The following is a 12,974-nucleotide window of genomic DNA, read 5'->3' on the forward strand; positions in this document are numbered from 1 at the left end:
AAATATTTTTCAAAAAGAAAAAATTGTATTAAGGTAATAGTAGAAAGGGAGGAGATTTAATGACAGAACCAAACTTAAAAGACCCAAGAAAGTTATTTTATAGTGATGGATTTCCGCAACAAGATCAAGAAACTCCCGCATTACAGGACAAAATGGTCCCTAAACCAGATTGTGGGGAAGACAGCTATGTCGGAAATCACAAATTAGAAAATCGTCGGGTATTAATTACAGGCGGTGATTCTGGGATTGGACGAGCTGCGGCGATTGCTTTTGCTCGTGAAGGCGCAGATATCGCCTTACATTTTTTCCCAGGTGAAGAAAAAGACGCCGAAGAAGTGGCGCACTATATACGAGAAGCTGGCCGAAAAGTCGTTCTTTTGCCAGCAGATTTAAGAGATAAACAAGCACCTGAAAAATTGGTTGCACAAGCTCATGAAGCATTAGGCGGCTTGGATACCCTCGTTTTAAATGCAGCCCAACAAATTTCCTGTGCCGCTATTGAAGAATTACCAATGGAACAAGTGATAGACACTTTCCATGTCAATATTATTGCGATGTTTGGCATTGTCAAAGCAGCAGTGCCTCACTTGCCTGCCGGAAGTAGTATTGTGACAACGACTTCCGTCCAAGCCTTTAATCCCAGTGAGCATTTGTTGGATTATGCAGCAACGAAGGCATCAATTGCCAACTTTACCGTTGGTTTAGCAAAACAACTGGCACCAAAAGGCATTCGGGTAAATGGCGTGGCTCCAGGACCAATCTGGACACCGTTACAGTTAGATCATGGACAACCAATTGAAGAGTTGCCAGAATTTGGGCAACATTCTTTACTGGAACGTGCGGGTCAGCCTGCTGAATTAGCCCCTGTTTATGTTTTCTTGGCGTCCAATGATGCAAGTTATGTTACGGCTCAAGTTTATGGCGTAACTGGTGGAGAAGCAATTAATCTTTAGGAGGGATGTTCCGTGAATAAAGTTGTTAAAATACTTTTGCTTCTAGGTTCACTGATTTTAATGGCATTATTTGGCGCGGTGGCCATCACCACTTGGTCAGCCGATACAGCTTGGCAACCACCAGATAATGTCCAATGGTTCTTGCAAGACAACGAGTACGCACGTCAAGCAATCTTTTGGGTAGCGCTGGTTTTACTAGGAATTATGCTCTTTCTCTTTTTATTCATTCTTTTATTCCCAAGAAGAAAAGGCACGTTTGAATTAAAAGAAGAGCAAGGAAAGTTAGTGTTACACCGTAAAGCCATCGAAGGATTTGTACGCTCTAGCTTGCAAGACAGTGACTTTCTGGAAGCACCAACCATTCGTGTAAAGGCGACAAAACGGCGCATTAAGGTCAATGTTAAAGGCACACTGAAACGAACGGCAGATTTAATTGGGCAAACAGAAGCTTGGTCAAAAACAATGGAAGAACGGCTTGCTCGTTTGGTGGGAACTGGTCACAAGATTACGATTGATGTTCATTTTGAAGATATTCAATCAATGAAACGACCACAACAACAGCAAACACAAGCACGTGTGGAGTAGGAGGGATGTACAATGGTTGAATGGATAAAACAATATGCCGTTCCGTTAATTGGTGGCCTAGTCGGCTTGGTTTTTGCAATCTTGTTTCTGTCAATCGGCTTCTTTAAAACATTGTTAGTGGTACTCCTGACAGGACTAGGTATTTGGCTAGGTTTGTATTTGGAACAGACAGGCATTGTCAAAAATTATTTTCATCATAAATAGGAGGTTTTGGCTATGGAAAATGCAAATGTATCGATTGTTAAAGGTGAGTTGACGTTTGAGGATAAAGTAATCCAAAAAATTATTGGCATTGCTTTGGAAGAAGTCGACGGTTTGTTAACTGTGGACGGTGGTTTTTTCTCGAATTTACGAGATAAAATGATTAACAGTGAAGATGTTACAACAGGCATTCACACCGAGGTCGGCAAAAAACAAGTCGCAGTGGATATGGACATTGTAGCCGAATACGGGAAAGATATCGAGACCATTTATGATCAAATGAAAGAGGTTATTACTCGCGAAGTCCAACAAATGACTCACTTGGAAGTAATCGAAGTCAATGTCAACGTAGTAGATATCAAAACACAAGCAGAGTACCAAGAAGAAAGTGAAACGGTCCAAGATAAACTTGGCAACGCCGCTGAAGCGACAGGTAGTTTTATGTCAAAACAAACCAACAAAGCCAAACATGCGGTAACTAAAGGCAAGACAAAAGTCAAAGAAAACACGGCACCTCGTGTTCAATAATTGGTTATTATTTTATTAAAAATAAAGCAATAATAGAAGAAACTAGGAGGAATGAACCATGAGTAACGAAAAATTCAATAATGTACCAAAACCAGCAGGAAACGGACCACACACACCAGAAGATCATGCAATCAAAGGTGAATTAACATTTGAAGATAAAGTCGTTCAAAAAATTATCGGTTTAGCCTTAGAAAATGTCGATGGTCTATTAACAGTCGATGGCGGCTTTTTCTCAAATATTGCTGAAAAATTAGTAAACACAGATAACGTCACAGCGGGTATTGATACCGAAGTTGGTAAAAAACAAGTCGCTGTTGATATGGATATCGTGGTAGAATACGGCAAAGATATTCAAGACATTTACGAAAAAATGAAAGAATTAATCAGTCGTGAAGTGAAAAAAATGACCCACTTAGATGTGATTGAAGTGAATGTTAACGTAGTTGATATCAAATCAAAAGAAGAATACGAAGAAGATAGCGAAACGGTTCAAGATAAAGTCACAGGCGCTGCCAAAAGTACCGGTGAATTTGCTTCTGAACAAACAGAAAAAGCAAAAAAAGCTGTGAATAAAGGAACAGAACAAGTCAAAGAAAATATGGAACCACGTGTAGAATAAACAGTTAAAGGGAGGAAACAATCATGGGCTTTATTTGGGCATTAATTGTCGGCGGGGTCATTGGGGCAATCGCTGGAGCAATTACTAAAAAAGGATCATCGATGGGCATTATTGCCAATATCATTGCAGGGTTAGTTGGTTCAACAATTGGTCAAGCCATTTTAGGCACATGGGGACCAAGCTTAGCTGGGATGGCTATTGTGCCATCGATTATCGGGGCAGTGATTTTAGTTGCCATCGTTTCATGGATTTTAGGACGAAAATAGAGAAGATTTTTCAGAAGAGTTTGGGCGATTGTCCAAACTCTTTTTTTTATATTCTTTAATATCATTCAGTTTATTAAAATTGGATTAAATATAGCTTTCCTTTGATAGGTGGTTTTGTTAAAATTTAATTAAAAAGTCGTTGCGTGGCAAAAAGGAGGTGCATCAGTGAAACATAGGAAACAATGGTTAATCGGACTACTCATTATTTTAATCATCGGAATTGGAGGGAAATGGTACATGGACGAACAAGAAAAAGCAAAACTACACGAAATCCAAACAGACTTAGCGAACTATTTGTATAATAACTATCGGATTTATACAAAAAATAAAGAAAAATCGGAAGAAATAAAGAAAAAATATAATCGAGGAAATGGTTCAATAACAGAAAAAGAGTATCTACAAAAAATGAAAAGTATTAGAGAATACTCTGATATCAACAAAATAGAATTTACAAGTTTTTCAGTGGGACCAATGAATAGTTTGGATGTCGAATTTATTATCAATGATGTTTATCCAGATTATACAATATTAGGTACTATCTCAGCAGAAACAGGAAAATTTCGCTATAGTTTTAACACAGGCAACACGATAAATAATTATGTTTTGGAAAGAAAAGAACAGCCAACTTCTGTAACAGTGCTAAAGAATAAAATTATTTATTATGAAGGAGGAATAAAGTAGTGGGCAATTATCGTACATAAAGAACAAGGAGGTGAACAAGTGAGACATAGGAAGCAATGGTTAATCGGACTACTTATTATTTTATTCATAGGAATTGGAGGGAAATGGTACATGGACGAACAAGAAAAAGCAAAACTACACGAAATCCAAACAGATTTAGCGAACTATTTGTATAATAACTACAGACTTTACACAGTAGATGAAGCAAAGGATGAACAGCTAAATAAGGAATACAACAGAGGGGAAGGTAGTTTAACTACGGAAGAATTTCTAAAAAAATCAGATGAATTAAAAGAATACAGCGATATTAAAAAAGTAGAATTTACAAGTTTTTCAATAGGCCCAGTAAACACGTTGAAAGTTTATTTTACCATCAACGATGTTTATGAAGAAGAGGTCAGTTTAGACACAATATCGTCAGAAACTAAGAAATTTATCTATCGAATAACGAATAGTACAGGAAGAGGTCCCTATTATATTGAACAAAAAGATAACCCGACAGAATTAACGATTCCGGAAAATTTAATTATGTATTATGAAGGAGGGATAAAGTAATGGATAACTATCGTACATAAAGACCAAGGAGGTGAATCAGTGAGACATAGGAAGCAATGGTTAGTTGGAATACTCATTATCTTAATCATAGGAATTGGAGGAGCAATGTATATGAACGAAAAAGAAAAAGCAGAATTACACGAAATCCAAACAGACTTAGCGAACTATTTGTATAATAACTATCGGTTATATACAGTGAACGAAAAAGAAGAAGAGAAAATTTTTAAAGAATTTAATAGAGGTAAAGGTTCCCTGACAGAACAAGAGTTTTTTGACAAGCTTGAAAAACTAAAAGAATACTCTGATATCAATAAAATAGAATTTACAGGATTTTCGGTAAGTCCAATGAAAATGTTGAAAGTACACTATACAATAAATAAGAAGCTAAATAAACAGACGTATCTCAACACTATTTCCGCAGAGACAAATAAGTTAGTATTCAAAATCGGTGAGCATGAGGGCGAGGGACCCTATTATCTTGAGAAAAAGCCAACAGCAACCAATTTACCTGTACCAGAAAGTTTGGTTACGTACGATGAAGGAGGGATTCGTTAATGGATCAGAATAGAATCTTATCAGATCAGTCTACGGCGTTCAAAAGAATAAAATAAATACTAAGCTTGAAGGTACTGAATTTATTGTAATCGATGACATATAAAGGAACAAACCAATAAAAATTATCGTACATAAAGAACAAGGAGGTGAATCAGTGAAACATAGGAAGCAATGGTTAATCGGATTACTCATTATCTTAATCATAGGAATTGGAGGAAAATGGTACATGGATGAACAAGAAAAAGCGAAACTACACGAAATCCAAACAGATTTAGCGAACTATTTGTATAATAACTATCGAATTTATACATTTGATGAGCAAGAAAGAGCACAATTAGAGAAGAAATATAATAAGGGAAATGGAGAATTGAGTTATCGAGAGTATTCAAATAAATTAGATGAAATTGTCAAATACTCCGATATTAAAAAAGTAGAATTTACCAGTTTTGCAGTAGGGCCAATGAAAGGTTTAGAGGTCGAATTTATTATTAACGATGTGTATGAAGATAATACAACATTAAGTACTATCTCAGCAGAAACAGGAAAATTTCGCTATAGTTTGGATCCAGGAAATACGAGAAATAATTATGTTTTAGAAGAAAAAGAACAGCCAACTTCTGTAACAATGCCCAAGAATAAAATTATTTATTATGAAGGAGGGATAAAGTAATGGACAATTATCGGAAATTTTCTGAAATAGTATACGGAGTGGAGAAAGAAACAACAAATTCAGGAGATGTTATTAAATACAAAGGGGCGAAGTATCTTGTAATCGATACTATCGACACCGATAAAGATACACTCAGATACGAACATGAACCAAGAAGCAACAGCATGCAAGCTATGACAGTGGCAGAAATCAAAGATGAATATAAAAATGATAAAAATATAAAGGGTGTACCAGACTATCCCCAATCCGTAATCAACCAAAATCTCACCATTGTCTACGCTGGTACCAAATCATGGCAAGATTGGAAAACCAATTTTCGAGAAATTGGCTTTAATGACAAACACCAAGCTGGAGCGTTCCAATCTGCTTTAACATATGCCAGTCAGATTGAGCGCCAATATTCTCCTGAAGCTGGCTATACAATTAACACGACGGGTCATTCTCTTGGTGGTGCCGAAGCAATTTACGTTGCGGTTTTGAAAGGCTACAATGCCATCACGTATGGTGCGGCTGGTTCAGGATTGACAGACGAACAAATTAAAAACTACAAAGGTCAAATTATTAATTTCTATGATACTTCAGATGCGGTCACCAGCAGTTTTGTAACAGGTGGACAAGGGAAAATTCCTTTTTATAGTTTTGGAGTTGATAATTATAGTGGTGTAATTGTCGGTTGGGTTAAAAAGACGTTCGGCCATGATTTGGATATGTTTAAAACTGATGATGCCGGTAATTATATTGATAAATTTGGCGATATTGCTGTCTATTCAGATGGGCATGGTGGCGTTGCAATCGAGCAAACCATCTTGGCGCAGCAGATTTTAGAAAATAAAAATAGAATCCGTGGGCTGGAGACTTACGACGGCACGAATCCTGAGACATTGGCAGAAATCAACCGTTTAAAAAAAGAAAACAAATGGCTTCAAGAACAACTAAAACAATTTAATCAGTTGAATGAATTACGTGTTTCTTTAACGGCGAGCGGTGGCGGATTATCTAGTAATGAACGGATTTATTTAGAAGATAGTCAAGCTTTAGCGGTTGTTAAAGTCGCCGCATCACAATTTGATGTAGCGATGGAAGAGTGCCTACATATTTACAAAAAAGTGATGCAAGAATTACAAGAAGATTGGGAAAACGGATTGCAACTCATTCAACGACATACACCAGAACTTTCGTATGCAGAAATGAGAGAGGCGATGGATCAAGTCCAATGTACGAAACAAACGATGGTTGACCAAGATCTGGAATATTTCCAGAAAAAATTCAGCAAAATCAATCGTATTAGAACTTCATTTGTTCAATTAACCCAACAAATTACCGCTAAAATAAATGAATTGGTTCAGAGAGATCAAGAATTAGCGAACCAACTGAAAGGAGCCTTAACATGACGACAGCCGATGAGCTAGAAAGATGCCGCAGACAATTGCGGGAGTTAGATGAGCAAGAAATGCTCTTAGCTTCTTATCAGAGAAAAAGCCAACAACTCGCTGAAGAAACCTATTATAACATTCAGTCTGCTATTCGAATGATTGCCGAAAATCAGCAACCACTACAACAAGCGAGACAAGCGCTTGGCCGATTAGAATATGACTTTTCAGAAGAAGTAAGTCATGCTAAGAGAAAACTTTACCGTCAGAGGGAAGAGTTAGAAATAACGTATAGAAAATTAAATGCACAGCGGGAAAGTTAACGAAGGAGGATGTTCATGGAGTTATTGGAGAAATTATGGAAAGAATACCAAAAGAATCTGCAAAAAGTAACAGCGCAGTCTCTCGGTTTATCGCTGTTACAACAACAGAGTAAAAAAGTACAGAAAAGCAAGCGAAGGGAAAAAAATGCTTTAGCACAAGCCAAACGCTCAATAGAAAATGCAAATACTGGCTTAGAAAAGTCGATCCAAGGACAATTTGGCCAAAAAGTAACCGATGTCTTAGACATACAGAGTCAAACTATAGACAGTTTGTAATAGATGTGAACTTATTTTTAATTAAAAGAAAGAGTCCTCAACCATTCGATATTTTGAGAATAGTTGAGGACTCTTTCTTCAACAAAAATCAACAACATTTGTTGAAGTTATTTGTAGATAACGTTTATCATTCACAAATTTACATTTTTTTGTAACGGATATCTCGTATAGTAATAACTGCAAATGAATTTCAGAAAATTTTTTGATAAGTCATCAAAGTGAGGGGATAGCGGTCTTTTATTGAAAAATAGCAACACAAAATAAACAGAACAAAAGAGAGAGGAATCCAAAGAATTATGACAGAACAAACACCAACAAAGCTTTTGAATAAAGGCTTTATCAGTATTACAGTGATTAATTTCATTGTCTATCTTGTTTATTATTTATTAATGGTTATTATTGCGGTGATTGCGCAAGATAGCTTACACGCTACTTTAGGTCAAGCTGGTTTGGCCTCAGGAATTTACATCATCGGGACATTGCTTGCACGACTTTTCATGGGGAAACTCCTTGAACTGATTGGGCGCAAACAAGTCTTACGTTATGGGGCTTTGTTTTATCTTTTAACGACTGTTGCGTATATGTATATGCCAAGTATGGGCATTCTTTATCTGGTCCGTTTTTTAAATGGGTTTGGTTACGGAACCGTTTCGACAGCGACCAACGCAATTGTTACCGCCTATATCCCTAAAAACAAAAAAGGGGAAGGAATCAATTATTATGGGTTGAGTACTAGTTTAGCAGCCGGCATTGGGCCATTTATTGGGATGTTATTGTTAAATGTTTCCAACTTCCATGTCATTATTAACTTTTCAATTATTTTAATTTTGTTAACAACCATTGCTTGCTTCATTTTCCCAGTGAAAAATATTGAGTTAACACCTGAACATCGTGAAGCTTTATCTAAATGGAATTTTGATAGTTTTGTTGAAAAGAAAGTTTTATTTATTACATTTATCGCCTTTTTAATGGGGCTTGCTTATTCAAGTGTCTTATCTTTCTTATCTTCTTATGTCAAAGTAATCGATTTAGTTGACGTCAGCACCTTCTTCTTTATCGTCTATGCGGTCGTGATTACCTTAACACGTCCATCGACAGGTCGGATTTTCGATGTCAAAGGTGAACGCTACGTCATGTATCCGAGCTACATTTTCTTAACACTAGGCTTATTCTTATTAAGTATGACTACGTCTGGTTGGATGTTATTAGTTTCAGGTGGGTTAATTGGCTTAGGTTATGGTACTTTCATGTCAAATGGCCAAGCGGTTTGTCTTCAAGAAAGCCCAAGTCCTCACCGTATCGGGATTGCTTTATCGACTTATTTCATCGGTTTAGACCTTGGATTAGGGGTTGGTCCGTACGTTTTAGGTGAATTACGTAACTTTATGTCATTCCAACAAATGTACTTCTTAGCAGGCTGTATCCCAATCGTTTGTACCATTTTATATATGGTCTTCCACAAAGCTAAAAATGATGCCAAAGATTTGTCTCTTGAAACGATTGAAGAGATTGAACACGGCTCAGAACTATAAATGGACAAGGAGTGATTTCAATGCCTAACGATGAACGGATTTTAAACGTTTTACAACAAACACTAACGGAAATTCAACGCATGAACACGCGTTTAGCTAAAATTGAAACAGAGTTAGCCGATGTCGATCAACATCACGCGACTTTGGATCATTACTTGCAAGAGCTAGAATTGGTGACAGAAAATAACAACGTCATGTAAAGTGAGTAGTTAGTAAATGAATGTTCTACGTTTCGGTATCACTAGAGTGGAACATTGAAAATTTTCGTAAAAAACGCCAAAAGGTAGCAGTTTTTCTGCTACCTTTTGGCGTTTTTTGTAATTTTTATCACTTAAAATGTTTCACGTGAAAACTTTTAAAAGTGGCGTGGACTTTGTTTGGTGACAATTTGTGTATTTAAATTTTCTAAGCTTTGCGCTAGTTCACCAATGCTAGCAGAAAAATCAACATAATAAGTGGGAACCGTTGATTTGACACTAACTTCTGAAAAGATATCTGTAATAATTACATCGAAAGGCTTTTCTGGTGAAGCGACAAAAATTAATTTTTTATCCACGGCTTTACTTAGCTTTTCATAAAGGGTATCTAAAATTAAATTACTTTGATTGGTCCTTACTAAGACACGAATCGGTGGTAAAGATTTCGTTTTCAATGTACAAAAAAGAATAAACAAGCAGTCAACTAACAATTTTTCATTGCCCATCAATGTTGGAAGCATTTCGATTGTAAGTCGCTTCACATCTTTGTAGAGACTTGGATTTTTTTGAAGTGCTTCTTTTAAAAAGCTTTCTTGCACAAATGGATTGGCAATCGTGACAAAGGTCTTAAAAAAGACACTTAAATTTTGGATAGAAGTATATAGATAAAGATACTCGTGAAATGTCAATTTAATTTGATAAAAAGACGTTAGTTGATAAATGATCTCTTTAATGGGTGAGCCTAATAGCTGGACCATATGCATCCGTGCTGCAGGAATTTCCAAGACATCTTGTGTGGCGTAGCTGACACTAATCGTCAATAAGAAAAAGGCAAAAAGTCCTTCTTTTTGTATAAATTTTGTTGGAACTTGGTGTAAGGCTTCTTCTTTAAAAAACAATTCAAACTCACTCAGATTAACAAAGGGATTAACAATCGCTTCTTCCTCCACGAAAGTTTCTTTGATAAAAAAGCCCTCTTTCCAACGCGCTAAAATCACCGCAGAAAAAATTAAGTCTTTTGTAAAATCTTGTGTTGTATTGAAAGAAACAGAGTGTTTTAAACGTCGAAAGAGACTATGGACTTCTTTTTTAGTAATCGTGTGCAACGGCCAATCCCCTTCAGAGTAATTGTTCCAAAAAAGCATCATAAAGAAAATCCGGATATCTTTTTCTTTGCCCACCAACACATTGGTACGTTTTAAATTGATTTCAATCTGATATTTTTGAAGCCATTGATTTAGTTGACCAATTTTTCGTGTAAAGGTTGACGAAGAAATTTCTAGGACTTTTTCAAAATGTTTGCTATCAATTGCATTATGGTTAAAGGCGTAGGTCAACACTTGATATGCGAAACTTTTTTTGACAAAGTAAGGCATCAAGAACGATAGTTGGAAATAGGGTGCAAACCAAAATGTGATTTCTTTGGCGTTTGCCGACAAAGAAAATAAGTTCTCCCAGCCGTTCTTTTCAATTTCTGTTTGGAGCAAAGCCACGGATTGTAGAATGGTAGTTTGTTGCATTTTTAATTGAGTCGCTAAAGTAGAAATCGCCAATGTTTGCTCTTCTGCTTCACGACGTTCGAGTAATTCTTCTAAAAGAGCAAAACTTTTACGATAAGGTACATCAAGTAACCCTGTTAACATCCGATTCCCTCCAAACTGTTTTCCCCACGTAATTTGGCAAAATAAATTTTGCGAACTACTTGTTTTAGGTTATAGTACTCGTCTAAATAAGGAACAGGATGCCAATAAAAGGTTTTGCTGGCGTGAAAAAGCGGATTATTTTTGTCAGTAATGACTAGGTCAGGCACTTCTTGAATATGATTGACGAATTTCAAAGGAACATCGCAATAATTATTGATTTCCTTCGCTAACCAATTTTCTTGTATCTGATTAATAGATGAATGAAGTAAAATTTTAACAGGAATTTGTTTGTTTAATAAAACACTCCGAATAATTAAAAAAATGGTTTCTTTAAATAATGCATCTAGTGGGTGCTCTTTGTCAAAAGGCAAACGCTTTAAGAAATAGTTGGTTGTTCGCGAAACATTTGGGTATTGCTTTTCATACAAAGAGACGTTAGCAACCTCATAGCTCAATTCCTCTTCCACAGGAAAATGAATTAGTCGTTCACTGGCATTGGATAAATTAACCAACAAAAAGACAACTTCTATTGCGCTTAAATCCAACTGTAATTGCGTACATTTTTCAAAAATCCAGGTGACATGGGGACTTTCATCCATGCCCATAATCGCTAAGTTGGCAAAGTTGACCGTTTCTATTTGTTCAAGTGAATACATCGTTAATGTACTGAAAAAATCATAGTAGAAACGAATTTCAGCCCGCCATGTGTCGGGTTCTTTTTGTTCATTAATAAAACAATCATTCACTAATAATTGAAATTCTGAATAAGGAAAGGCTAAATTGATCGTAGCAATTTCAGGATAATCGCTGATTGTAAAATCAGATTGGTAACGGAGTAAACCTATGGACATAATTAATTTTAATTTGCGTAAATCGGTATATGTAAAGTAAGGATAACGGTTTTTGATGATTTCAATGAAGTTCTGCAATTGCGCTTGATTAGTCTTAGATAAAAATGGTACTAGAGAAGTTCCTGAAATGAAGAATAAGGAATAAAAGAAACTGCGAAAATCTTTCTCGTTACCACAAATTTTTTCTCGTCTTTTTAAGTTTAAATAACAATTAAATCTAGCTAGATGATTATTTAAACGGTCACTGACTTGTTTAAAAATAGAAAAGTTAATAAAGTGCTCTTCACAAAAATCTTTGGCTGAAGTGTAGCGTTTTAAAAGTAAATCCAGGGCTAACATATAGGTTAGTGACCCGCGGACAACAGCTTCTTTCATTAACTCAATCGGGATATTTTCATCGGCGACTAATTCTATGGACTGTTGATTATTAATAATACGAATATGTACATTTTCATGTGTATTGACTCGAGAAATTAACAAAGTTAATTGATTCAATAAATTGTTGATATTGTAATGGGAAAATTCATATTTTCGTCGGAGTACTTGCATGGGGACTTTTTCTTTACTGTCATACAAGTATTCAATTAGGGAAAGTAACTGAATTTCCTGTTTGGTTAATAAGTTATGCATAATAACCACCTTTCTAATTGGTTATGATTGTTTGATTTTTCAGATAATACAGATAGGGCATTCTTTTCTAAATGACATTTGACAATTGCCAGTGAAAGAACTAGTTGTTCTTATGCTACTGTATCTATTCTTAAAAATCAAGAAGAACTGAATGTGTCAAACGGAAGAAAACATGGACAAAAAATGGTAGAGCAAAAAATTATTAAGAAAAACAACCAGTTTATATAAAACATTTAAATAACAAAAATGATAATTTGAGTCTATTGATTTTTTAGCTTAAATAGCTTATACAAATAGGCTTTTTTGTCTGGTTAGTTCTTATGAAAAAAATTTAAAAAAACGGTATAGTGGAAGGAGGAATAGTAAAAATAAGAAAGGATAAGGGCGTGTCTTCATAAAGATGAAAAGGGTTTCTTGGATTTTATCAACTTTTTCTATTTGGAGGAGAAGTTGTTGATAATTTTTGCTGAAAAATCTCGTTATACTCTTCTTATTCTTATAGAAGAGTCTATAGGAAAAAGCAGAAAATGAATCCGCAT

17 protein-coding genes are annotated in these 12,974 nt (G+C 35.7%); 15 read left to right on the forward strand and 2 right to left on the reverse strand.

Features of this window, described 5'->3' with window-relative positions; genetic code table 11:
• The first annotated feature begins 59 nt into the window (after nucleotides 1–59).
• From IGL90_RS00320 to IGL90_RS00390, 15 genes are all read left to right on the forward strand, one after another.
• Nucleotides 60–953, forward strand: a complete 894-nt coding sequence (locus tag IGL90_RS00320; RefSeq protein WP_002356084.1) for an SDR family oxidoreductase — start codon at nucleotides 60–62, stop codon at nucleotides 951–953.
• A gap of 12 nt (nucleotides 954–965) precedes the next feature.
• On the forward strand, nucleotides 966–1,538 hold the full coding sequence (gene amaP, locus IGL90_RS00325; protein ID WP_002381343.1) for an alkaline shock response membrane anchor protein AmaP: 573 nt from the start codon (nucleotides 966–968) through the stop codon (nucleotides 1,536–1,538).
• 12 nt (nucleotides 1,539–1,550) lie between these two features.
• Entirely contained in the window at nucleotides 1,551–1,742 is a 192-nt protein-coding gene (locus IGL90_RS00330) for a DUF2273 domain-containing protein (protein WP_002356087.1), read from the forward strand.
• Between the two features lie 12 nt (nucleotides 1,743–1,754).
• Entirely contained in the window at nucleotides 1,755–2,267 is a 513-nt protein-coding gene (locus tag IGL90_RS00335) for an Asp23/Gls24 family envelope stress response protein (RefSeq protein ID WP_002383483.1), read from the forward strand.
• Nucleotides 2,268–2,325: 58 nt separating this feature from the next.
• Entirely contained in the window at nucleotides 2,326–2,886 is a 561-nt protein-coding gene (locus IGL90_RS00340) for an Asp23/Gls24 family envelope stress response protein (RefSeq protein ID WP_002356090.1), read from the forward strand.
• Nucleotides 2,887–2,909: 23 nt separating this feature from the next.
• On the forward strand, nucleotides 2,910–3,152 hold the full coding sequence (locus tag IGL90_RS00345) for a GlsB/YeaQ/YmgE family stress response membrane protein (RefSeq protein ID WP_002356092.1): 243 nt from the start codon (nucleotides 2,910–2,912) through the stop codon (nucleotides 3,150–3,152).
• 165 nt (nucleotides 3,153–3,317) lie between these two features.
• Nucleotides 3,318–3,833 (forward strand): hypothetical protein, encoded by a 516-nt coding sequence (locus tag IGL90_RS00350; RefSeq protein ID WP_104859598.1) that lies wholly within the window; start codon nucleotides 3,318–3,320, stop codon nucleotides 3,831–3,833.
• Nucleotides 3,834–3,872: 39 nt separating this feature from the next.
• A complete protein-coding gene (locus tag IGL90_RS00355; protein ID WP_048738072.1) occupies nucleotides 3,873–4,388 on the forward strand; it encodes a hypothetical protein in 516 nt (171 codons plus the stop codon).
• A gap of 39 nt (nucleotides 4,389–4,427) precedes the next feature.
• The gene (locus tag IGL90_RS00360; protein ID WP_016626247.1) at nucleotides 4,428–4,943 is read left to right on the forward strand and encodes a hypothetical protein; all 516 of its coding nucleotides are present in this window, start codon (nucleotides 4,428–4,430) and stop codon (nucleotides 4,941–4,943) included.
• Nucleotides 4,944–5,097: 154 nt separating this feature from the next.
• A complete protein-coding gene (locus IGL90_RS00365) occupies nucleotides 5,098–5,613 on the forward strand; it encodes a hypothetical protein (RefSeq protein ID WP_048738075.1) in 516 nt (171 codons plus the stop codon).
• Nucleotides 5,613–7,004, forward strand: coding sequence for a DUF2974 domain-containing protein (locus tag IGL90_RS00370; RefSeq protein ID WP_048738077.1), 1,392 nt, complete (start codon nucleotides 5,613–5,615; stop codon nucleotides 7,002–7,004). Before IGL90_RS00365 ends, IGL90_RS00370 begins: the two co-directional genes overlap by 1 nt.
• Nucleotides 7,001–7,306, forward strand: coding sequence for a hypothetical protein (locus IGL90_RS00375; RefSeq protein ID WP_016630651.1), 306 nt, complete (start codon nucleotides 7,001–7,003; stop codon nucleotides 7,304–7,306). The genes IGL90_RS00370 and IGL90_RS00375 overlap by 4 nt, the downstream gene beginning before the upstream one ends.
• Nucleotides 7,307–7,315: 9 nt before the next feature.
• Nucleotides 7,316–7,582, forward strand: coding sequence for a hypothetical protein (locus IGL90_RS00380; protein ID WP_025189271.1), 267 nt, complete (start codon nucleotides 7,316–7,318; stop codon nucleotides 7,580–7,582).
• Between the two features lie 296 nt (nucleotides 7,583–7,878).
• Nucleotides 7,879–9,114 carry an MFS transporter gene (locus IGL90_RS00385; protein ID WP_002356101.1) on the forward strand — a complete coding sequence of 412 codons (1,236 nt, stop codon included), beginning with the start codon at nucleotides 7,879–7,881 and terminating at the stop codon, nucleotides 9,112–9,114.
• Between the two features lie 20 nt (nucleotides 9,115–9,134).
• Entirely contained in the window at nucleotides 9,135–9,314 is a 180-nt protein-coding gene (locus IGL90_RS00390) for a hypothetical protein (RefSeq protein ID WP_002381345.1), read from the forward strand.
• A 155-nt stretch (nucleotides 9,315–9,469) separates the two neighbouring features.
• Here IGL90_RS00390 and IGL90_RS00395 read toward each other — a convergent pair whose 3' ends face one another.
• Both IGL90_RS00395 and IGL90_RS00400 read right to left on the reverse strand, forming a co-directional pair.
• Nucleotides 9,470–10,954, reverse strand: a complete 1,485-nt coding sequence (locus tag IGL90_RS00395; protein WP_048738081.1) for a helix-turn-helix domain-containing protein — start codon at nucleotides 10,952–10,954, stop codon at nucleotides 9,470–9,472.
• Nucleotides 10,948–12,435, reverse strand: a complete 1,488-nt coding sequence (locus tag IGL90_RS00400; protein WP_048738082.1) for a helix-turn-helix domain-containing protein — start codon at nucleotides 12,433–12,435, stop codon at nucleotides 10,948–10,950. Before IGL90_RS00400 ends, IGL90_RS00395 begins: the two co-directional genes overlap by 7 nt.
• Between the last annotated feature and the right edge of the window lie 539 nt (nucleotides 12,436–12,974).

It is taken from the genome of Enterococcus sp. DIV1307a (genome assembly GCF_050537425.1).
Taxonomy (GTDB): domain Bacteria; phylum Bacillota; class Bacilli; order Lactobacillales; family Enterococcaceae; genus Enterococcus; species Enterococcus faecalis.